13 protein-coding genes and 2 pseudogenes are annotated in these 21,340 nt (G+C 68.4%); 4 read left to right on the top strand and 11 right to left on the bottom strand.

The genetic code is table 11. The features are described 5' to 3' along the window. Nucleotides 1-238: 238 nt before the first annotated feature. The 5 genes and pseudogenes from ACYAF3_RS27140 to ACYAF3_RS27160 all read right to left on the bottom strand — a co-directional run. A complete protein-coding gene (locus ACYAF3_RS27140; RefSeq protein ID WP_003450244.1) occupies nucleotides 239-2,443 on the bottom strand; it encodes a xanthine dehydrogenase family protein molybdopterin-binding subunit in 2,205 nt (734 codons plus the stop codon). After that, nucleotides 2,440-3,429, bottom strand: a complete 990-nt coding sequence (locus ACYAF3_RS27145) for an FAD binding domain-containing protein (RefSeq protein WP_003102358.1) — start codon at nucleotides 3,427-3,429, stop codon at nucleotides 2,440-2,442. Before ACYAF3_RS27145 ends, ACYAF3_RS27140 begins: the two co-directional genes overlap by 4 nt. After that, nucleotides 3,426-3,938: a (2Fe-2S)-binding protein gene (locus tag ACYAF3_RS27150; RefSeq protein ID WP_003088271.1), complete on the bottom strand. Its 513-nt coding sequence runs from the start codon at nucleotides 3,936-3,938 to the stop codon at nucleotides 3,426-3,428. The genes ACYAF3_RS27145 and ACYAF3_RS27150 overlap by 4 nt, the downstream gene beginning before the upstream one ends. A 169-nt stretch (nucleotides 3,939-4,107) precedes the next feature. Continuing rightward, nucleotides 4,108-4,449, bottom strand: a pseudogene (locus tag ACYAF3_RS27155) (methyl-accepting chemotaxis protein); the annotation flags it as partial. Nucleotides 4,450-4,683: 234 nt separating this feature from the next. Continuing rightward, nucleotides 4,684-5,403: pseudogene (locus ACYAF3_RS27160) on the bottom strand (PAS domain-containing protein); the annotation flags it as partial. Nucleotides 5,404-5,774: 371 nt separating this feature from the next. Here ACYAF3_RS27160 and ACYAF3_RS27165 point away from each other — a divergent pair. Then, nucleotides 5,775-6,071 carry a DUF7660 family protein gene (locus ACYAF3_RS27165; protein WP_003088248.1) on the top strand — a complete coding sequence of 99 codons (297 nt, stop codon included), beginning with the start codon at nucleotides 5,775-5,777 and terminating at the stop codon, nucleotides 6,069-6,071. A gap of 46 nt (nucleotides 6,072-6,117) precedes the next feature. Next, a complete protein-coding gene (locus tag ACYAF3_RS27170) occupies nucleotides 6,118-6,687 on the top strand; it encodes a GNAT family N-acetyltransferase (RefSeq protein WP_003119171.1) in 570 nt (189 codons plus the stop codon). 61 nt (nucleotides 6,688-6,748) lie between these two features. Here ACYAF3_RS27170 and metE read toward each other — a convergent pair whose 3' ends face one another. From metE to ACYAF3_RS27200, 6 genes are all read right to left on the bottom strand, one after another. Next, a complete protein-coding gene (gene metE / locus ACYAF3_RS27175) occupies nucleotides 6,749-9,049 on the bottom strand; it encodes a 5-methyltetrahydropteroyltriglutamate--homocysteine S-methyltransferase (protein WP_116349922.1) in 2,301 nt (766 codons plus the stop codon). Between the two features lie 132 nt (nucleotides 9,050-9,181). Next, on the bottom strand, nucleotides 9,182-11,452 hold the full coding sequence (locus tag ACYAF3_RS27180; RefSeq protein WP_031632880.1) for an OsmC domain/YcaO domain-containing protein: 2,271 nt from the start codon (nucleotides 11,450-11,452) through the stop codon (nucleotides 9,182-9,184). Between the two features lie 80 nt (nucleotides 11,453-11,532). Continuing rightward, on the bottom strand, nucleotides 11,533-11,859 hold the full coding sequence (locus ACYAF3_RS27185) for a DUF2149 domain-containing protein (RefSeq protein ID WP_003088238.1): 327 nt from the start codon (nucleotides 11,857-11,859) through the stop codon (nucleotides 11,533-11,535). Then, nucleotides 11,859-12,335 (bottom strand): MotA/TolQ/ExbB proton channel family protein, encoded by a 477-nt coding sequence (locus ACYAF3_RS27190; RefSeq protein ID WP_003088234.1) that lies wholly within the window; start codon nucleotides 12,333-12,335, stop codon nucleotides 11,859-11,861. The genes ACYAF3_RS27185 and ACYAF3_RS27190 overlap by 1 nt, the downstream gene beginning before the upstream one ends. Then, nucleotides 12,332-16,177 (bottom strand): cobaltochelatase subunit CobN, encoded by a 3,846-nt coding sequence (gene cobN, locus ACYAF3_RS27195; RefSeq protein ID WP_003124738.1) that lies wholly within the window; start codon nucleotides 16,175-16,177, stop codon nucleotides 12,332-12,334. Before cobN ends, ACYAF3_RS27190 begins: the two co-directional genes overlap by 4 nt. After that, the gene (locus tag ACYAF3_RS27200; RefSeq protein WP_023102109.1) at nucleotides 16,177-18,138 is read right to left on the bottom strand and encodes a TonB-dependent receptor domain-containing protein; all 1,962 of its coding nucleotides are present in this window, start codon (nucleotides 18,136-18,138) and stop codon (nucleotides 16,177-16,179) included. The genes cobN and ACYAF3_RS27200 overlap by 1 nt, the downstream gene beginning before the upstream one ends. A gap of 167 nt (nucleotides 18,139-18,305) precedes the next feature. On the opposite strand from ACYAF3_RS27200, the gene ACYAF3_RS27205 reads away from it, so the two are divergent. Together ACYAF3_RS27205 and ACYAF3_RS27210 are read left to right on the top strand one after the other, a co-directional pair. Next, nucleotides 18,306-19,115, top strand: coding sequence for a class I SAM-dependent methyltransferase (locus ACYAF3_RS27205; RefSeq protein ID WP_003088221.1), 810 nt, complete (start codon nucleotides 18,306-18,308; stop codon nucleotides 19,113-19,115). Nucleotides 19,116-19,272: 157 nt separating this feature from the next. Then, nucleotides 19,273-21,300 carry a ribonucleoside triphosphate reductase gene (locus tag ACYAF3_RS27210; RefSeq protein WP_003111559.1) on the top strand — a complete coding sequence of 676 codons (2,028 nt, stop codon included), beginning with the start codon at nucleotides 19,273-19,275 and terminating at the stop codon, nucleotides 21,298-21,300. The last annotated feature ends 40 nt before the right edge of the window (nucleotides 21,301-21,340 follow it).

Here is a 21,340-nt window from a genome sequence, read left to right on the forward strand (position 1 = left end):
CCAGGCGATGGCCCAATGGGCGCCGGACAGGTCCGCTTCGGCGTGGCCGCGATGCAACAAGTGCGCCTGGACCGGCATCGCGGTAGCGCTCGGCGAGGGCGCCACCGAGGCTGTCGGCGGCATGTCGTGTTCGACTCCGTTGCGGGTGGCGAGCGGGGCCTGCGATCTTCCCTTGGGGGAGAGTCCAGCCCGGCGACCCGGCAGGTGGCCGCCAAGCCGCTTGCGCAGGCTGCCGGGCTCAGCCGAGCAACTTGTCGACGGTCAGCGGGAAGTCGCGCAGGCGGCGGCCGGTGGCGTGGTACACGGCATTCGCCACTGCGGCGGCGACGCCGACGATGCCTATTTCGCCGACGCCCTTGGAGCCCAGTTCGTTAACGATATCGTCGGGTTCGTCGACGAAGATCACCTCGATATCGCCAATATCGGCGTTAACCGGGATGTGGTACTCGGCGAGGTTGTGGTTCATGCAGCGGCCCAGCGCATGGTCGACCTGGGTTTCCTCCTGCAAGGCCATGCCCAGGCCCCAGACCACCCCGCCGAGTATCTGGCTGCGAGCGGTCTTCGGGTTGATCACCCGCCCCGCCGCGACCGCGCTGACCACCCGGCTCACACGCAGGGTACCGAGGGCTTCGTCGATCCGCACCTCGACGAATACCGCCGAATGGGTCGCGGTGGCGTAGCCTTTGCGCCGCGCCGAGGGTTCAGCTTCCACCTCCACCTGCAACGCGTCTTCCGGCAGCCCTTGCAGCAGGTCGGCCAGGGCGTATCGCGTATCGCCCGCTTCCAGATGGCCACGGCATATGCGGAAGCGTTCTTCGGCGGTGCCGGCCAGCTCCGGATGGCGGGCCCTGGCATGGGCGACCAGGGCCTGGCGCAGGCGCAGGCAGGCCAGGCGGACGGCGGAACCGACCGACGAGACGGTGAACGAGCCGCCCTGCAATGGAGCCTTGGGCAACGCACTGTCGCCAAGCTGGAAGCGCACCTCTTCCGGCGCCATGCCAGCGGCGTCGGCGGCGATCTGGGTCATCACCGTGTAGGTGCCGGTGCCGATATCCGTGGTCGCGCTGGCCACCCGCAGCAGGCCGTCCGCCTCCAGCCGCGCCCTCGCGCTGGCCTTGCTCTGCATGGCCTCCCAGACGCCGCCGGCCATGCCCCAGCCGAGCAACTGGCGCCCTTCGCTCATGCTCCGTGGCCGTGGGTCGCGGGCCTGCCAACCGAAGCGCCGGGCGCCCTCCTCGTAGCAGGCCAGCAGCGCCTTGCTGGAGTACGGCTTGTCCTCGTTGCCGTTGCGCTCGGCGAAGTTGAACCGGCGCAGCGCGATGGGGTCCATGCCGAGCCGCACCGCCAGTTCGTCCATCGCGCATTCCAGCCCGATCAGCCCCAGCGCCGCGCCGGGGGCGCGCATGTCCAGCGGGGTATAGACGTCCAGCGGCACCAGACGGTAGGCCAGGGAAAGGTTCTCGCAGCGATAGAGCATGCCGCTCCACTCCACCACGTGCTCGGTGAAGTCTTCGAAGCGCGAGGTCTGCGCTGTCGCCTGGTGGCCCAGCGCAAGCAGGCGCCCCTCGGCATCGGCGCCCAGTTGCAGGCGCTGCAGGGTGCGCGGCCGGTAGCCGAAGGTGAACATCTGCTGGCGGGTCAGCACTACGCGCACCGACCGCCGCAGTTGCAGCGCCGCCATCACCGCCAGGGCCAACTGGTATTGCGGACGCAGGCCGGAGCCGAAGGCGCCGCCGACGTAGGCGGCACAGACCCTTACCTTGTCGGCGGGCAGGCGGAAGACCTTTTGCAGGTAGGCCTGGCTGTTCTGCGTCCCCTGGGTCTTGTCGTGCACCAGCAGGCTGCCGTCGGGCTGGACGATGACCGTGGACGCGTGCGGTTCCATGGGATTGTGGTGCTCGATCGGCGTGCTGTAGCTGGCCTCGACCCGAATCGGCGCGGCGCGGTAGGCGGTGTAGAAATCGCCGCGCTCGGCGGGCAGTTGGGCGGGAGCCTCATGGGCCTGGTCGAGGGCGGCCAGCAGGTCGGTCTGGTGCGGCTCGGGCTCGATATCGATGCGCAGCAGCGAGCCCGCGTAGCGGGCCAGTTCCAGGCTCCGTGCCAGGACCAGGGCAAGGGGCTGGCCGCTGTACAGGACGCGGTCGTCGAACAGCGGGCGGAAGGGTTCGCCTTCGGCGGCATCAGCGTCCTTGTAGGGCTCGTCGTCGCCCGCCATCGGCGGCCGGTTCAGGTGATGCAGTACCGCGACCACCCCGGGTACCGCCAGGGCCGCCGCACAGTCGATGCCGCGCACCCGGCCGCGGGCGACGTCGCTGCTGACCACGCTGCCGTGGAGCAGGTCGGCGGCAGGATATTCGGCGGCGTAGCGAGCCTGGCCGGTGACCTTGGCTGGCCCGTCGACGCGATCCAGGGCTTGCCCGGTGCTGTGTGGCAGGCTGCTCATTGGCCGATCCCTCCCGAGTGGGCTTCTTCCAGTGCGCGAACGATGGCGTTGCGCGCCAATCCGATCTTGAAGGCGTTGTGGGCCAGCGGCCTGGCGTCACGCAGCAGCGCTTCGGCGAAGCGGACATAGCTGTCCCGGTTCGCCGGGTGGCCCCTGAAACGTTCCTCCAGCTCTGCCACGCGCCATGGCTTGTGGGCCACGCCGCCGAGCGCCAGGCGCAGTTCGCCAATGCGCTCGCCGTCCGGTTCCAGGGCCGCCGCCACCGAGACCAGGGCGAAGGCGTAGGAGGCCCGGTCGCGCACCTTCAGGTAGTGGCAATGCCGGGCGAAGCGCGGCGCTGGCAGCTCGATGGCGGTGACCAGTTCGTCGACGGCCAGGCAGTTGTCGCGCTCGGGCGTGTCCGCCGGCAGGCGATGGAAGTCGGCGAAAGCGACCCGCCGCTCGCCAGCGCGGCCGCGCACCAGTACCTGAGCCTCCAGCGCCGCCAGCGCCACGCACAGGTCGGATGGATGTACCGCCACGCAGTGTTCGCTGGCGCCGAGGATCGCATGGTTGCGGTTCAGCCCGCTGCGCGCGGGGCATCCACTGCCCGGCTCGCGCTTGTTGCATGGCGTGCCGGTGTCGTAGAAATACTGGCAGCGGGTACGCTGCAACAGGTTGCCGCCGGTGCTGGCCATGTTGCGCAACTGCGGCGAGGCGCCGGCGAGGATCGCCTGGGCTAGCAAGGGATAGTCCGCCTCCACGGCGGGATTCCAGGCCAGTTCGGCGTTGCTGACCAGGGCTCCGACCAGCAGGCCGCCGGTGGGCGTCCGGCGGATGTCGCGCAGCGGGAGGCCGGTGATGTCGATGAGTCGCCGGGGCCTGGCAACGTTTTCCTTCATCAGGTCGAGCAGGTTGGTGCCACCGGCGATGTAGCGCGACTCCGGGCCGGCGAGGCCCAGCGCCTGCTCGATGTCGGCCGGCTTGGCATAGGCGAAGGGCGTCATGCGCGCTGCCCTCCCTGCCCGTCGCGATCGAGCAGCGGCAAGGCGTCTTCCACGGCGTCGAGGATATTGCCGTAGGCGCCGCAGCGGCACAGGTTGCCGCTCATGCCCTCGCGGATCTCCGCCCGCGAGCGCGCCCGCCCCTCGCTCGCCAGGCCAAGGGCCGAACAGATCTGTCCGGGCGTGCAGTAGCCGCACTGGAAGGCATCATGGCGGATGAACGCCTGTTGCAGGGGATGCAGGCGATCACCCTCGGCCAGACCTTCGATGGTAGTCAGTGCATCGCCGTCGCACATCACCGCCAGCGTCAGGCAGGCGTTGATCCGGCGACCGTTGCGCAACACAGTGCAAGCGCCGCATTGGCCGTGGTCGCAGCCCTTCTTGCTGCCCACCAGGTCGAGCCGCTCGCGCAGCAGGTCGAGCAGCGTCAGCCACGGGGGTACTCTCAGCTCTCGGCGCTGGCCATTGATCAGCAGGCTGATCGGCAGGTCCGCCGGCTCCGGATTGGTCATGGTACAAGCCTCACGGTCGGTGCATCGGCGCGGCGGATGCCGCTTTTTCAGGTCCGACCGAACGGCTCGAAGATATGTTCAAAGTAAATGACGGCCATGGCCATGCCACAAAGGCGGGCGGATGCTCGACGCCTGCGCCGCTATCGGCCGCCGGAGCCCTGCGCCGAAGTCACTTGAACAGGCTCGACACCACCCGCGCCACGTGCTCGGCGCCCTTGCTGATCTCCTGCATGATGCCGGCCACGGTGGTGATCTGGTTGTTGTTCTCCTGGGCGCTGGACTCGATGGTCTGCATGTTGTGGTTGATCTGCTGGGTCAGCTTGACGTTCTCGGTGACCACGTTCTTGATCTCCACCGTGGCGCCGCTGGTGCGCGCCGCCAGTTGCCGCACCTCGTCGGCGACCACCGCGAAGCCGCGCCCCATGTCGCCGGCGCGAGCCGCCTCGATGGCGGCGTTGAGGGCCAGCAGGTTGGTCTGTTCGGCGACGCTCTGGATGGTGGTGACGATGTTCTCGATGTCCTTGGTCTGGTGGGTGAGCTGGGAAATCAGGCCGACGGCGATGTTGACCATCGACAGGGTCTTGGCCGACAGGGCGACGGACTGGTCGAGGGAGTCGATGCCGCGGGTGGAAATCTGCGCGGTCTCTTCCGCGGTGGAGAACGACAGCTCGGCGGCGCGCCGTACCTCCTCGTTGCGATTGACCTGCTCGGTAACGTCGATGGCGAACTTGATGACCTTGATTATCCGCCCCGAACTGTCCTTGACCGGGTTGTAGGTGGCTTCGATATGTACCCGCTCGCCGGCGGCGCTGCGGCGCTCGAAATGCCCGCGGGAGAATTCGCCGTGCCGCAGCCGAGCCCAGAAATCCGGGTTCTCCCGATAGAACTCGTCGAAGCAGAGCATGCGGTGGTGCTGGCCCTTGAGCGACTTGAGGCTGTAGCCGAAGAGACGCAGGAAGTTCTCGTTGGCATCGAGTATCTCGCCGTCCGGGGTGAACTCGATGACCGCCATGGACTGGCGTATGGCGTCGTTGATCGCGTTGAGCAGGAGCAGTTCGGAATGGTTGCGGGTCACGTCGGCGGCGATCTTCAGCACCTCGACGACCGCCCCTTCGGCATTCTTCACCGGGAAATAGGTGGCCTCCAGCCAGACCGGCGTACCATCGCGCCGCAGGCGCTTGAACACGCCGCGCTGGGGCGTGCCGCTGGCCAGTTCCTTCCAGAAGCGCACGTAGGCGGCGGAGGCCTGGAAGTCCTCTTCGCAGAAGATCCGATGGTGCTTCCCGACCAGCTCGTCCGCCGAGTAGCCGACCACCGCGAGGAACAGCGGGTTGGCGGACAGTATCTGGCCATCGGGAGTGAAACGGATGGTGGCGACGTTCTGCCCGATGGCCTCGAGTCGCCACGCCAGGTCTTCATCCTTGGCGGCGCTTTCCACCGCCCTGCTTTTTCTGCCGAAGAGCATCGCGCACGACTCCTTGATGGCACCTGTCCATCGCGAGGGAGTGGAGAACCGGAGATAGCCGTCCTACCGCTAAACGCCAGTGTAGATCGGGCTCCGGTAACTTTCCTCGGTGCCCGCATCGCCGTCCGTCCCCTAGCGGGCGGGGCCCAGCGGGGCGCGCGATGCCAGGATCGCCAGGCCGGCCAGCCCGACTACCGAGACGCTCTGGTTGAGGCAGGCATTGGTACGCCCAGACAATCGCCCCGCGCCCGCGCATCAGCCAGGCTGCGAGCCATGCCAGCGCCGGTCCGCGCTATGATCGCTGCGCCCAGACTGACCGCGCTCCGACCTCGCGCTGTCGTATCCCGAAACCCACTTCCAGGAGGAAGCACATGGCAACCGATCTCTACGCGCTGGCCGAACAGGTCGAGGACGAAGCGGGCTACCTGCGCTTCCTCGCCGCGCTAGCGGCGGACTGGGAGGAAGACCGCCGCCTTGCCGCCGCCAACCCGCCGAAGCCGTTCGGCCCCAGCCCGCTGGGTTGGGAGAACGGCAGCATCGGTGGCTTCCTCGATGCCGCCGCGACCTGGGGCGAGGACTCCCGCGACGGCCTGCCGGGCTATTCCAGGCCGGAGAATGCCTGGCGGCGCGCGGCGCAGCTGATGCTGGCGGGCAAGTTCTATGAATGACTTCAAGTCTGCCCTGGCGCCCTTCCCGCCCGGCTACCCGAGGGTCTTGCCGGGCAACCGGCGGCAGGTGCCGATATTGCATCGCGACGCGGACTTCCTCCTGCGCGCGCTGCAACCCGACGATTTCGTCCGGACCAGCCGCTACGAGAACGCCAACCGCGAGCACCTGGCGCCATGGGAGCCGCTGCGCGACCCGGGGTATTTTTCCGTGGACAACGCCCGCGCCCGCACCCTGCTACAGGTGGCGAGCATGGACGAAGGCGAGGCGCTTCTCCTGCTGTTGCTCGATCCCGACGACGGCGAGGTGCTGGGGCGCTGCAGCTACACCAATATCGTCCGCGGGGTATTCCAGGCCTGCCACCTGGGCTTTTCCCTGGCCGCTGCGGCGCAGGGCCGCGGCCTGATGGCACGAGCCCTGCGGGTAGCCAACCGGTATTGCTTCGAGCAGCTCGGCCTGCACCGGATCATGGCCAGCCACCTGCCGCGCAACGCACGCAGCGAGCGCCTGCTGGAAAGCCTCGGCTTCGAGAAGGAAGGCTACGCCCGCGCCTACCTGAAGATCGCCGGGGTCTGGGAAGACCATGTGCTACGGGCGCTGGTGGACGCTCCGCGCTGAACCGACGTGCAAATGCGGAACGGGACGCCAGGCGTCCCGTTCCGCTCACCAGGCCCGCCGGTCAACCGCGGGCGAGGTCGCCACGCAGTTCGCGGGCGGCGGCGACCATGTTCACCAGCGCTGCCTCGGTTTCCGGCCAGGCGCGGGTCTTCAGGCCGCAGTCCGGGTTGACCCAGAGCCGCTCGGCGGGTATCCGCCGGGCCGCCTTGCGCAGCAGCGCGACGATCTCTTCCCGGCTCGGCACGCGCGGCGAATGGATGTCGTAGACGCCCGGACCGATCTCGTTCGGGTAGTCGAACTGCTCGAAAGCCTCCAGCAGCTCCATGTCCGAACGCGAGGTCTCGATGGTGATCACGTCGGCGTCCATGGCGGCGATGGACTCGATCACATCGTTGAACTCGCTGTAGCACATGTGCGTATGGATCTGGGTTTCGTCGCGGACTCCGGAGGCGCACAGGCGGAAGGCCTCGGTGGCCCACTCCAGATAGTGCGGCCAGGCGTTGCGGCGCAGCGGCAGGCCTTCGCGGAAAGCCGCCTCGTCGATCTGCACGATCCTGATGCCGGCGGCCTCCAGGTCGACCACTTCGTCGCGGATCGCCAGGGCCAACTGGCGCGCCTGCACCTCGCGAGACACGTCCTCGCGCGGGAAGGACCACATCAGCATGGTCACCGGGCCGGTCAGCATGCCCTTCATCACCTTGTCGGTAAGGCTCTGGGCGTACCTGATCCACTCCACGGTCATGGCCCGCGGACGGCTCAGGTCGCCATAGATCACCGCCGGCTTCACGCAGCGCGAGCCGTAGCTCTGCACCCAGCCGAAGCGGGTGAAGACGTAGCCGTCCAGTTGCTCGGCGAAGTACTCGACCATGTCGTTGCGCTCGGCCTCGCCGTGCACCAGCACGTCCAGCCCCAGTTGCTCCTGGATCTGCACCGCATGGCGGATCTCGCTGTGCATCGCCTCGATGTACTCAGCCTCGCTCAGCTTGCCCTGCTTGAACGACTGGCGGGCCAGGCGGATCGACGAGGTCTGCGGGAAGGAGCCGATGGTGGTGGTCGGGAACGCCGGCAGGTCGAGTCCGGCGCGCTGCCTGGCGATGCGTTCGGCGAACGGCGAGCGGCGCTGGGCGTCGCTGGCCTTGATCGCGGCCAGGCGCGCCTGCACGGCCGGCTTGTGGATTCGCGGCGAAGAAGCGCGGCTGGCCTGGACCGCACGGCTCTCTTCCAGGGCGGCAAGCACCTCGGCGGCTTCCGGCTCAGTGGCGGCACGGGCCAGCACCGCGACTTCGCGGCACTTCTGCACGGCGAAAGCCAGCCAGCTCTTCAGCTCGGCGTCCAGCCCGTCTTCGCGTTCCAGGTCCACCGGGCTGTGCAGCAGCGAGCAGGACGGCGCGACCCACAGCCGCTCGCCCAGGCGCTCCCGGGCATGGCGCACCACCTCCAGGGCTTTCTCCAGGTCGCAGCGCCAGACGTTGCGCCCGTTGACCAGGCCCAGCGAGACGACCTTGTAGGCCGGCAGGCGGTCGAGGATGCTCGGATACTGTTCCGGCGCTCGCACCAGGTCGATGTGCAGGCCGTCCACCGGGAGGTTGGCGGCCAGGCCCAGGTTGTCTTCCAGGCCGCCGAAGTAGGTGGCGACCAGCTTCTTCAGCGGTTCGCCCTGTAGCAGGTTGTAGGCGCGCTCGAAGGCGTTCTTCCATGCCTGCGGCAGGTCGAGGACCAGGATCGGCTCGTCGATCTGCACCCACTCCACGCCCTGGCCGGCGAGACGACGCAAGATCTGGCCGTAGAGCGGCAGCAGGCGGTCCAGCAGGTCGAACCTGTCGAACTCGGCGCCCTTGGCCTTGCCCAGCCACAGGTAGGTCAGCGGACCGATCAGCACCGGCTTCACCTGGTGGCCGAGGGCCCTGGCCTCGTCGACCTCCTCGAACAGTTGTTCCCAGCTCAGCTGGAACTGCTGATCGGCGCTGAACTCGGGGACCAGGTAGTGATAGTTGGTGTCGAACCACTTGGTCATTTCCTGAGCATGGGCACCGCCGCAACAACTGTCGTCGCTGACGCCACGGGCCATGCCGAACAGGGTATGCAGGGTCGGCCCGGCCTCGCCGTGCGCCCGGAAGCGCTCGGGGATCACGCCGAAGGTCAGCGAATGGGTCAGCACCTGGTCATACCAGGCGAAATCGCCGACCGGCAGCAACTGGATGCCGGCATCCTTCTGTACCTGCCAGTGGGCAGCGCGCAGCTGCCGACCGACGGCCCGCAGGCCGGCCTCGTCCAGCTCACCCTTCCAGAACGCTTCCTGGGCTTTTTTCAGTTCGCGATCGCGTCCGATGCGTGGGAAGCCGAGAGTGTGGGCCAGGGCCATGGGTGTTCCTCCAGTCGAAAGGTCGATGGAGGGATTCTCGTGAGGCTCATGCCATGAGACAAACTCAATTTCTTCGTGATGAAATCAAGTTTCCCTCATGATCATCCTCGCGCCCTGACCTCGGCGCCCTCCTCACTTGCGCTTGCGGATCGCCATGCGCCGAGGCTTGAGACCGCCAGCCGCGGCAGCGCCGGCCTCGCCGTCGACCACGGGCTGCATCCTGGCTCGCGCCGCGTGCAGCTTCTTGTAGCTGTCGATCAGCCGCAGGTGCCGGTCGAGCCCTTCCAGCTTCATGCTGGTCGGCGTCAGGCCGAAGAAGCGCACGCTGCCGTCCACCGAGCCCAGCGCGGCGTCCATCCGCGCGTCGCCGAACATGCGGCGGAAATTGGCCTCGTAGTCGGCGATCTCCAGCTCGTCGTCGAGGACGACCTCCAGCACCACGTTCAGCGCCTGGTAGAACAGGCCGCGCTCGACGCTGTTGTCGTTGTACTGGAGGAACGCCTCCACGCCTTCCTTGGCGTCTTCGAAGCGCTTCAGGGCGAGGCCGATGAGCACTTTCAGCTCGAGGATGGTCAGTTGGCCCCAGACCGTGTTGTCGTCGAACTCGACGCCGATCAGCGTGGTGATGTCGGTGTAGTCGTCCACCTCGCAGTCTTCCAGGCGCTCCAGCAACGCCCCGAGCGCAGCATCGTCGAGGCGGTGCAGGTTGAGGATGTCCTCGCGGAACGCCAGGGCCTTGTTGGTGTTGTCCCAGATCAGGTCTTCCACCGGATAGATTTCCGAGTAGCCCGGCACCAGGATCCGGCAGGCCGTAGCGCCGAGGTGCTCGTACACCGCCATGTAGACCTGCTTGCCCATGGCTTCGAGGATGCCGAACAGGGTCGCGGCTTCCTCGGCGTTGGCAGCCTCGCCCTGCCGGGTGAAGTCCCACTCGACGAACGGGAAATCGGCCTTGGCGCTGAAGAAGCGCCAGGACACCACGCCGCTGGAGTCGATGAAATGCTCGACGAAGTTGTTCGGCTCGGTCAGCGCATGGCTTTCGAAGGTCGGCTGGGGCAGGTCGTTCAGGCCTTCGAAGCTGCGCCCCTGGAGCAGTTCGGTCAGGCTGCGCTCCAGGGCCACCTCGAAGCTCGGGTGGGCGCCGAAGGAAGCGAACACGCCACCGGTGCGCGGATTCATCAGGGTCACGCACATCACCGGGAATTCGCCGCCCAGCGAGGCGTCCTTGACCAGTACCGGGAAGCCCTGCTCTTCCAGGCCGCGGAGCCCGGCGAGGATGCCCGGGTACTTGGCCAGCACCTCCGGCGGCACGTCCGGCAGCGCCAGTTCGCCTTCGAGGATTTGCCGCTTGACCGCGCGCTCGAAGATCTCCGACAGGCACTGCACCTGCGCCTCGGCCAGGGTATTGCCGGCGCTCATGCCGTTGCTGAGGTAGAGGTTCTCGATCAGGTTGGAGGGGAAATACACCACCTGGCCGTCGGACTGGCGCACGAAGGGCAAGGCGCAGATACCGCGCTGCACGTTGCCCGAGTTGGTGTCGTACAGGTGCGAGCCGCGCAGCTCGCCGTCGGGGTCGTAGATCGCCAGGCAATGGCCGTCGAGCAGTCCCAGCGGCAGCGCATCGTCGCGGCCGGGCTTGAACCAGCGTTCGTCCGGGTAATGGACGAACGCCGCATTGGCGATCTCTTCTCCCCAGTACTGGTCGTTGTAGAAGAAGTTGCAGTTCAGCCGCTCGATGAATTCGCCCAGCGCCGAGGCCAGCGCGCTTTCCTTGCTCGCGCCCTTGCCGTTGGTGAAGCACATCGGCGACTGCGCATCGCGGATGTGCAGCGACCAGACGTTGGGCACGATGTTGCGCCAGGAGGCGATCTCGATCTTCATGCCGAGGCCGGCGAGGATGGCCGACAGGTTGGCGATGGTCTGCTCCAGCGGCAGGTCCTTGCCCGGGATGCGCGTGCAGCCGGCGGCATCGGTGCCGGGCATCAGCAGCGCCTGGGCGTCGGCATCGAGGTTGTCGACCTCCTCGATGACGAACTCGGGTCCGGTCTGCACCACCTTCTTCACCGTGCAACGGTCGATGGAGCGGAGGATGCCCTGGCGGTCCTTCTCCGAGATGTCGGCCGGCAGTTCCACCTGGATCTTGAAGATCTGCCGGTAGCGGTTCTCCGGGTCGACGATGTTGTTCTGCGACAGGCGTATGTTGTCGGTGGGGATGTTGCGCGTCTGGCAGTACAGCTTGACGAAGTAGGCGGCACACAGCGCCGACGACGCCAGGAAGTAGTCGAACGGCCCCGGCGCGGAGCCGTCGCCCTTGTAGCGGATCGGCTGGTCGGCGATCACCGTGAAATCATCGAACCTGGCTTCCAGTCGAAGGTTATCGAGAAAATTGACCTTTACTTCCACGGCGAGCACCAAGAGAAACGGAAACCGGCCATTATCCGGGAACTCCGGGCAAAAGTCCCAGCTCTCCGCCGTACGCGTCGCTACTTGCCGGCCTCCCCGCCGCTCTCCGGCACGTAGATCATCCGTCCGTCGGCCAAGCGGTAGGTCACTCCGGCGCGGCTGCCCTGCCCTTCGCCGATCTCGCCGCTGGCCTGGTAGCGCTTCAGCTCCTTGCCGTCCTTGACCAGCATGCGCATGTCCGCCTCGCCGGGATTCTCGACCACAACCACCTTGTCCTGGCTGAACGGGTTGAGCGGGTTCTGCACGATGACGATCAGGAGGATGCCGATCACCACCAGGAACAGGTCGATCAGGTTGACCATCGAGAGGATCGGGTCGTCCGCCTCGTCGTGTTCGAGGAAGCGCATCAGCCGGCCTCCCGCGCGCGTTCGACGGCGCGCAGTTCCTGGAGCAGCCAGCGGCGACGCACGGTAAGGATGAAGAAGGTGATGCTGGCGGCGACCAGGGCCAGGATCACCGCGGAAAACGCCACCACCAGGTTCTCGCCGATCCCCTGGGCGTCGTTGCGGGTCAGCGCCAGCAGTGCCGGTCCCATGGGGATCATGGTCGCCACCAGGCCGAGCATCGGCGCGCTGCGCGAGGTGATCCGCAGCCATTCCAGGCGCTGCATGATCCACAGTTCGAGATCGTCGCTGTTGCCGCCATGCAGCGCCTGCCAGGCCGCCAGGCGCGAGCGGTAGCGCCCGCGACGGCGCTGCCAGGCTTCCATGGCGAAGCCGCCGAGGGCGACGAAGGCGTAGGCCAGCGCGGCGAGGATCAACAGCAGCACCGGCAGCAGGAACAGGCGGGTGAGTTCGTAGAGGCTGGTTTCCAGACCATTCATGAGCGATTTTCCATCGGACGACGATTGACTACGGATTGCCGGACGGCGCCGGCGGCGAACAGCGCGAGCAGCACGGCGGCGGCCAGCCGGAGCCACGGCTGCGGCTCGCCGGACGGCGGCGGCGCGACTTCTTCGAGGACGCGGCCGCTGACCGTTTCGCCGGCACCGGACGCGGCCGCGCCCTCTGCCTGCGCCGCGGCCTCGCCGAAACCGCCGGCCATCCGTTCGATGAATTCACGGGTGGTCGCCGCGCCGACCTCGCCGGCGCCGGCGGCCGCCAGTTGCCGCCAGCGCTCGGCCAGTTCGCGGCGGGTCTGCTCGCTGGCGTCCCAGTAGCCCTTGCGGATGGCCTCGGCCATGCGCGCGATGATCTGCGCCTGGGCGGTCGGATTGTGCGTTTCGAACCACTCGGCGAGACCCAGCTCGCGGCGGTCCATGACGAAGGTGTCGTGCAACGCCTGCCACTGGTCGGCGCGGACCATGGTGCGATCCGCCGCCTGCCAGCCCCACAGGTTGTTGGCCAGGTCGAGCATTTCCAGGCTGCCGGCGTAGCCCTCGCGCTGCATCGCGGCGATCCACTGCGGGCTGAGGTAGCGCCCGCGCAGCTCGCTGGCGAGGAACTGCGCGGCGGCCGTGGTGCGCGGCTGGCGCTGGCGCAGGTCGGCGATGTACAGCGCCGGGCTGGCGCCGTCGAGGTGGCGTACCGCCAGCGACAGGCCGCCGAGGTACTCGAACGGGTGGTCGGTGGAGAGCACGCCGTTGAGCGTCGAGGAGCGCGAGAGGATCGCCGCCTGTACACCCTTCAACTGTTCGGCGAACAGGTTGCCGCCATCCAGCTTCACGCCCCAGTCGCGACTGCCATAGGCGTACTGCAAGCGCCCGAGGAACTGCTCGGCGAGCGCCGAGTCGTCGTCCCAGCGGGTGGAATCGAGGGTCAGTTGCGTGACCCCGGTGCCGTAGTCGCCCGGCGCATTGCCGAACAGCCGCAGGCGCGACAGGCGCTGCGCCAGTGGCGCTTCGACGCCGCGTTCGCGCAGGCGCCGCTCCAGCGCCTGGCTGTTGCGCGCCAGCGGGTTGCCCGGCTCGTCCAGCGCGGCGAGGCGCTCGATGGCCTCGGCGAGCAGGCGCATGAAGCCGTCGAACTGGTCGCGGTAGACACTGGTCACCTGTAGCACCACGTCCACCCGTGGACGCCCCAGTTCCGCCGCCGGCACGATGTCCAGCGCCAGCAGGCGGCCACCGGCGTCCCAGCGCGGGCGCAGGCCGAGGGCGTGCAGCGCCTGGCTTTCGACGATGCCCAGGTGGCGCATGGTTTCCGACGACCAGAGGCTGAAGGCGAGCTTTTCCGGCGCCCTGCCCTGGTGCTCGGCGCGGTAGCTTTCCAGCAGTTGGCCGAAGGCCTCGGCGCCGGCTTCGTAGGCGGCGCGGGTCGGTACCTTGTCGGCCTCGAAGGCGAACAGGTTGCGCCCGCTGGGTACCTGCGGATTGCGGATCGGATCGCCGCCCGGCCCGGGCGCGACGAAGCGCCCGGCGAGGCCGGCGAGCAGCGCCTCCAGTTCGCCGGTGTCGGCGAGCTGGCGGTCCAGTTCGCGGGCGCGCAGCAACTGCTCGCGCAGGCGCGGATCGGCCACCTTGGCGATCTCGCCACCGTCGCGCAGGTAGCGTTGCAGTGTGCGGTAGGCACGACCTTCCCGCAGCGCCCTGAAATCGGCGGCGAACAGTTCGTCGGGGTCGAGACCGAGCGCGCGGTAGTAGGGCTCGCCGAGCTGCTGCATGACGGTGCCCAGGCGCAGCTCCGGCGAGGCGGCGACACCGAAGGTGTGCAGCCCCAGCGGCATCGCCGAGCCGGCCAGTCGGTGCAGGTGGTCGTGGAGCACGCCGAGGAACGCCGGGAAATCCTCGCGCATCGCTGCCTCGCTCCAGCCCAGGTCGTCGTTCATGTGCGCCGCCCGCACCGCCGCGCGGATCTGCTCGGCGCTGCGTTCGCGCACCGCGCCCTCGTCCAGTTGCTGGTATTCGTGGATCAACTGGTGCAGGTCGCGCAGTTCGTCGTACAGCCCGGCCGGGGCGAACGACGGCGTCTGGTGGCTGACGGTGACCGCGCGCCCGCGCCGGCGCGCCTGGATCGCCTCGCCAACGTTGTCCTGGATGTACGGGTAGAACACCGGCAGGTCGCCGAGCGTCCGCAGCGGGTAGTCGCCCACCGCCAGCCCGCGGTCCTTGCCGGGTAGCCATTCCTGGGTGCCATGGGTGCCGAAATGGATCAGCGCGTCGGCGCCGAAACCCTCGCGGACGAACTGGTAGACCGCCAGGTAGAGATGGTCCGGCGGCACCGCGCTGTCGTGGTAGGCCTCGCCCGGACGGCCGGCACGCGGCGGCTGCGGCAACAGCAGCAGATTACCCAGGCGCGCCGCCGGGAACACGAAGCGTCGCTGGCCGTCGATATCGCGCAAGGCCCAATGTCGACGCGGGTCGCCCCAGCGCGCGCGCATCTCCTCGCGCAGGTCCGCCGGCAGCGCCTCGAGCCAGTGCAGGTAGGCGTCCAGCGGCAGGCTCGCGGCGAGGCCGTCGCGATACAGCGCGTCCAGGGTCTGCGGCCGGTAGTAGCCGCCGAGCAGGCGCTGGGCGGTATCGATCAGCGCGCTTTCGTCGCTCGTCGCAACCCGGTAGCCGGCCGCCCGCAGCGCTTCGCCGAGACGGGCCAGGCTGGCCGGTACATTGAGATGCGAGGCGGCGACGTTCTTCTCGCCCTCCGGGTGGTTCCAGAACATCAGCGCCAGGTGCTTGTCCGCCACCGGCAGGCGACGCAGGCGCAGCAGCCGGTCGAGCTTGTCCAGCAGGGCCTCGGCCTGCCCGGCCATCAGCTTCGGCTCGCCGTTCTCCAGGGCGCTGATGACCAGCGGATCGCTCATTCCCCAGGTTTCCGGCATGCCGAGGAAGGCCGCCACGGTACGCGGCGCCACCCCGCTGGCGGCGGCCAGCCAGTCGGCCTCGTTGCCGTCGCGGTAGCCGAGGGTCTGCAATACCGGCACGTCCAGCGCGAGGAACTCGGCACGGCGCGCCGGGCCGTTCTGCAGGTGCTGCAGGTTGACCAGCGCCTGGACATCGGCGCCAGCGAAGGACTTCCTCAACGCCTCCGGATCGCTGTCGTCGAACCACACCGCCAGCGGCGCCTGGCCGTGCCGCTCGCTACGCCGCAACAGTTCGTCGATGGCGCCGGTCTGGGCGTCGGCGATGGCGCCGCGCGGGATCAGGAAGGCGATGCGCGGAGCATCGCTGGCCCAGCGCGAGGCGCCCCAGGCCAGGTAGTCGGCGAGGCCGGCGAACGGCGCCGGTGCGTCGGGATGATAGAAGCCGGCCTGCGCCAGGGGCTGCGGCGCCGGCAACGCGTCGACGGGCAGGCCGGCATGCCAGCGTTGGACCGCCTCGAACAGCCGGCGCAGGTTGGCTTCGCCGCCGTTCGCGTAGTAGCCGACCAGGCGCCCGCCCAGCGCCGCCGGCAGGTTGCCGAAGCCCGGAGGACCGCCGCCGACGCGGATCCAGGGTTGCGTCCCGCCTTGCAAGCGCTCGCCCAGCGCCTCCTCGACCTGGGCGCGATCGGTCGGCCGCGGCGTGTCGAGGATCAGCAGGTTGCCGCCGTCCAGCCACTCGCCGGGCGGCGCCTCGCCGATGCCGAGGCGCAGGCCGCGCAACTCGACACCGGCCTCGCGCGCCCAACCGGCTAGGCGCTGGTGCTTGCCCGGGAGGACGAAATCGCTGCTGAGCAGACGCACCTGGGCCGGCTCCGCCCAGGCACAGAGACTGGCCAGCAGCGCGCCGCAGAAGAGTAGCGAACGGCGCATCAGAAGCTCGCCACCAGGCCGAGATGGAAGGTCCGCCCAGGTTCGGCATAGGTGAAGTGCGTGTCGTCGTCGGCCAGGCGCTGGTCGCCAAGGTTCTCGATGCCGCCGCGCAGCGTCAGGTTCTCGCTGAGTTTCTGGCTCAGCTCCAGGTGCCACAGGCTGTAGGCCGGCAAGGCGTAGCCGACGTTGCTGCTGTAGGCCACCTGGCTGCCGACGTATTCGGTGCGCAACTGGGCGCTGAAGCGGGCATTGGGGCTCCAGCGCAATTGGCTGTTGGCGAGGTGCCGGGAGCGATCGCCGAGGCGCTGGCCGGCGGTGCGGTTGCGCGCGTCGAGGTAGGTGTAGTTGAGTTCCCAGCGCAGGTCCGCCGGCAGGTCCACGCCGCCGCCCAGCTCGAGGCCGCGGATCCGTGCCCTATCGACGTTCTCGTAGTTGCGTATCTCGCCGCCGCGCACCCCGCAGCGCGCTACGCAGACGGTCTGGATCAGGTCGCGGACATCGTTCTCGAACACCGTGCCCTTCAGCGACCAGCCATCGCCCTGGTAGTCGGCGCCCAGTTCGTAGGACGTATTGGTCTCCGGCTTCAGGTCGGGATTGCCGTAGATGGTGAAGCGCCCGCCGCCACCGACCGCCGCATACTCCGGCGATAGCTGCTTCAGGCTCGGCGCCTTGTAGCCGCGGCCGACGCCGGCGCGCAGGGTCAGCGCATCGGAAAGGTGGTGCAGCAGGTACAGGCGCGGACTGCTTTCCCAGCCGAACGCCTCGTGCTTGTCGAAGCGGCTGCCGAGGGTCAGCGACCAGTCCGGGCCGAAGGCGATCTCGTCCTGCAGGAACAGCGCCTTGTGTCGCGCGCTGGCGTCGCCGGCGGTATTCACCGAGCGATCCTCCAGTTCTTCCTTGCGCCATTCGCCGCCGAGGGTGAAGAGATGTCGCTCGAAGGCCGGCACGCTGAGGTGGCCGTCGACCACGCTGTCGGTAAGGCGCTGCGGGTTGCTCGGCGGTTGTCCGTCGGAACGCGCGTTGTGCCGCTCCAGGCGGTTGCGGTAGGTGCGCAGCTGGCTGCTGCCCCAGTCCCACTGGCCATTGTGGGCGAGCGACCAGCGCTCGCGTTCGATCACGTCGCGCGACTCGTAGTAGCGCGAGCGCGACCCTCCGGTCTCGCTGTTGCGCCAGCGTCGTTCGCGCCCGCGCTGGTGGCCGAGGTCGATGCGCTGGGCGTCGTCCGGGGTCCAGCTGAGGTTCAGCCCACCGCTGTCGGCGTTGCCGCCTTCCAGCTCGGAGAGTCGGCGCTCATCGGCGTCCGGGGTTTCCTGCTGGCGGCGGCTCTCGCCGTTCAGGGCGAGGCCCAGCTTGCCGGGCACCAGCGGCCCGGCGAGATAGGCGCCGAGCTGGTGGCTCTGCCCGCCGAGGCCGTCCTCGCGCACGCCGCCATCGAGCAGGCCGCTGCCCGTCCAGGTATCGGTGGCGCGCCGGGTGATCACGTTCACCACCCCGCCGAGGGCTTCCGAACCGTAGAGCGAGGACATCGGTCCGCGTACCACCTCGATACGCTCGATGCTCTCCACCGGCACCCAGCCGAGGTCGAAGTCGGAATGGGCGATGGCCCCGGACGAGGTGGAGATCCGCTGGCCGTCCACCAGCACCAGGGTGTGCTCGCTGGACATGCCGCGAACGCTGATGCCCCGCCGGGACATGCCGACGCCGTTGAACTGCAGGCTTTCCGAACCGCGCAGGGCTTCCTGCAGGTCGCGCACCGGGCGCCGCCGCAGGTCCTCGGCGGCGATCAGCGAAACGCTGGCCGGGGCGTCGCGCAGCTTGCGCTCGGTAGTGGTGGCGCTGACCACGGTCGGCTCCAGGTCGACCGGCGCGGCCAGCGCCAGGCAGGGAAGCAGGTAGAGGAACGGCACGGCGCGGGCCAGCCGCAGCGGAGGAAGACGGTGCGGGGAGGAATGGGGGGTCATGGTCGGCAGGTATGAATTATGAATATTTATAAGTTATAACATAACATTTAATCGAATGAAGAATGCCCGCCGTTTCTTCTTCATCGAGGCCAGGGAACGTCTCGCTCGCCGTATCCCTCGAAGCACAGGACCCCACTCTCAACCGGGCATGCCCCCCAGGAGGAAAGATGACCGCAACCGAGCAGATCATGGCGCTCCTCGAACGCTGGGACCGCCAGCAGGAGGGCTACATCCGCCAGCGCGAGGAGCGCTACGAGGCGATGTTCCAGTTGCTCGAAGACCTCTTCGGCCGCGACGGGCGCTTCACCGCCATCGACGCCGCCTGCGGCCCGGGCTCCCTCGGCCGGCGCCTGCTCGAACGCTTCCCGGCGGCGCGGGTGGTGGCGCTGGACGCCGACGTCATGCTGCTGGAGATCGCGCGTACGGCGCTGGCCGGCTTCGCCGAACGGGTCCGCGTGGTGGAGTGCGACCTCACCGATCCAGGCTGGACCGAACGGGTCGCCGAAGCGCGCGAGTCCCTCGCCGGCGAACGGCCCGCGGCGCTGCTCTCTTCCACCGCGTTGCACTGGCTGTCGCCCGCCGAACTCGCCGGGTTCTACGCCCAGGCCGGCGAACTGCTCGCCCCCGGCGGCGTGCTGCTGAACGCCGACCACATGCGCTACGACCGACGCTGGCCGGGACTCGCGGAATTGTCCCGGAAGCACCGCGAGCGGGTCCTCCAGGCTTCCGTGGCCAGCGGCGCGGACAGTTGGGAAGACTGGTGGCAACGCGCCGCGCAGATCCCCCGGCTGGCCCCGCTGAAGGCGCAGCGCGACGCCCATTTCGCGCGGCGCCCGCTCAGGCGCGCCAGCGAAGACGAAGACTGCTCGCTCGATTTCCATCTCGCCGCCCTGCGCCAGGCGGGTTTCGCCGAGGCCGCCACGGTCTGGCAGCAGTTGGACAACTACGTGGTCTTCGCCCGCCTCGCCCAGGCCTGATACGCCGTCACCCGGGCGCGGGGAATACCTCCAATGGAACCCGGGCAATCCGCCGGACGTTGACGCAGATCAACGCCGGCTCGGCGTCGCTCGCCAGAATCCACAACATCTTGTTGTTTTGCAAAATCAAAACACATCATGTTGTGGAGAAATTGAAATGACCCAGCCCCGGAAGGCTACCTGGCCGGCCACCCTGCTCAAGCGCAACGGACGTGAAGTCCCCTTCGATCCCGGCAAGATCGAACGCGCCATCGCCGCCGCCGGCCAGGCCACCGGCGAGTTCGACCCGCAGCAGGCGCAGGCGCTCGCCGAACGCGTGGTGGAACGCCTGCCGGAGCGCGCCTGCCTGGATATCGAACGGGTCCAGGACCTGGTCGAACGGGTGCTGATGGAGGCCGGCCACTACCCCACGGCGCGCGCCTACGTGGTCTACCGCGAACGCCACGGCCGGCTGCGCCGCGAGCGCAAGACCCTGGTGGACGTCGCCGCGTCGATGAACGAATACCTGTCCCGCGAGGATTGGCGGGTGCGCGCCAACGCCAACCAGGGCTATTCCCTCGGCGGGCTGATCCTCAACGTATCCGGCAAGGTCACCGCGAACTACTGGCTGGATGAGGTCTACGATGCCGACATTGCCGCCGCCCACCGCGACGCCGACCTGCATATCCACGACCTCGACATGCTCGCCGGCTATTGCGCCGGCTGGTCGCTGCGCACCTTGCTGAACGAAGGCCTGAACGGCGTGCCGGGGCGGGTCGAGGCCGGTCCGCCGAAGCACCTGGGCAGCGCCCTGGGGCAGATGGTCAACTTCCTCGGTACCCTGCAGAACGAGTGGGCCGGGGCCCAGGCCTTCAGCTCCTTCGATACCTACCTGGCGCCCTACGTGCGCAAGGACCGCCTCGACTACGCCAGCGTGCGCCAGGCCCTCCAGGAGTTCATCTACAACCTCAACGTGCCGTCGCGCTGGGGCACCCAGACGCCCTTCACCAACCTGACCTTCGACTGGGTCTGCCCGGACGACCTGCGCGACCAGGTGCCGCGCATCGGCGGCGAGGAGATGCCCTTCGCCTACGGCGAGCTGCAGGCCGAGATGGACCTGATCAACCGCGCCTACATCGAGGTGATGCAGGCCGGCGATGCCCACGGCCGGGTATTCACCTTCCCGATCCCGACCTACAACATCACCCACGACTTCCCCTGGGACAGCGACAACGCCACGCGCCTGTTCGAGATGACCGCGCGCTACGGCCTGCCCTACTTCCAGAACTTCCTCAACTCGGACATGCAGCCCAACCAGGTGCGCTCGATGTGCTGCCGCCTGCAACTGGACGTGCGCGAACTGCTCAAGCGCGGCAACGGCCTGTTCGGCTCGGCGGAGCAGACCGGCTCGCTGGGCGTGGTGACGATCAACTGCGCGCGCCTGGGCTATCGCCACCGTGGCGACGCCGCCGGCCTCTACCGCCAGCTCGACCACCTGCTCGAACTCGCCTTCGCCAGCCTGGAGCTGAAGCGCAAGGTGATCCAGCAGCACATGGATGCCGGCCTCTATCCCTACACCCGACGCTACCTGGGTACCCTGCGCAACCATTTCTCCACCATCGGCGTGAACGGCCTGCACGAGATGGTGCGCAACTTCAGCGACGACCGCGAGGGACTGCACAGCGAAGCCGGGCGCGAGATGGCCCTGGCCCTGCTCGATCACGTGCGCGCGCGGCTGGTGGGTTTCCAGGAGGACAGCGGGCACCTCTACAACCTGGAAGCCACGCCCGCCGAGGGCACCACCTATCGCTTCGCCCGCGAGGACCGCAAGCGCTATCCGCGCATCCTCCAGGCCGGCACGCCGGAGGCGCCCTACTACACCAACTCCTCGCAACTGCCGGTGGGCTTCACCGACGACCCGTTCGAGGCGCTGGAGCTGCAGGACGCCCTGCAATGCAAGTACACCGGCGGCACCGTGCTGCATCTCTACATGGCCGAGCGGATTTCCTCCGCCGAAGCCTGCAAGACCCTGGTGCGCACCGCCCTCGGTCGCTTCCGCCTGCCGTACCTGACCGTCACCCCCACCTTCTCGATCTGCCCGCGGCACGGCTACCTGGCCGGCGAGCACGAGTTCTGCCCGAAGTGCGACGAGGAGCTGCTGCAACGCTCCACGCCCAAGAGCTGTTGCGGCGGCTGCGGCGGTTGAGTCGCCTGTCGTTCCTTTCATCCACCAGCAAGGAGTACCA

The organism is Pseudomonas sp. TZ252, assembly GCF_056110345.1.

Coding starts and splice junctions, on each gene's coding strand:
- ACYAF3_RS27190 (WP_003088234.1), bottom strand. CDS start 12,335: ATGAATGGTCTGGAAACCAGCCTCTACGAACTCACCCGCCTGTTCCTG.
- metE (WP_116349922.1), bottom strand. CDS start 9,049: ATGGCCCTGGCCCACACTCTCGGCTTCCCACGCATCGGACGCGATCGC.
- ACYAF3_RS27145 (WP_003102358.1), bottom strand. CDS start 3,429: ATGACGCCCTTCGCCTATGCCAAGCCGGCCGACATCGAGCAGGCGCTG.
- ACYAF3_RS27140 (WP_003450244.1), bottom strand. CDS start 2,443: ATGAGCAGCCTGCCACACAGCACCGGGCAAGCCCTGGATCGCGTCGAC.
- ACYAF3_RS27205 (WP_003088221.1), top strand. CDS start 18,306: ATGACCGCAACCGAGCAGATCATGGCGCTCCTCGAACGCTGGGACCGC.
- cobN (WP_003124738.1), bottom strand. CDS start 16,177: ATGCGCCGTTCGCTACTCTTCTGCGGCGCGCTGCTGGCCAGTCTCTGT.
- ACYAF3_RS27165 (WP_003088248.1), top strand. CDS start 5,775: ATGGCAACCGATCTCTACGCGCTGGCCGAACAGGTCGAGGACGAAGCG.
- ACYAF3_RS27200 (WP_023102109.1), bottom strand. CDS start 18,138: ATGACCCCCCATTCCTCCCCGCACCGTCTTCCTCCGCTGCGGCTGGCC.
- ACYAF3_RS27210 (WP_003111559.1), top strand. CDS start 19,273: ATGACCCAGCCCCGGAAGGCTACCTGGCCGGCCACCCTGCTCAAGCGC.
- ACYAF3_RS27185 (WP_003088238.1), bottom strand. CDS start 11,859: ATGCGCTTCCTCGAACACGACGAGGCGGACGACCCGATCCTCTCGATG.
- ACYAF3_RS27150 (WP_003088271.1), bottom strand. CDS start 3,938: ATGACCAATCCGGAGCCGGCGGACCTGCCGATCAGCCTGCTGATCAAT.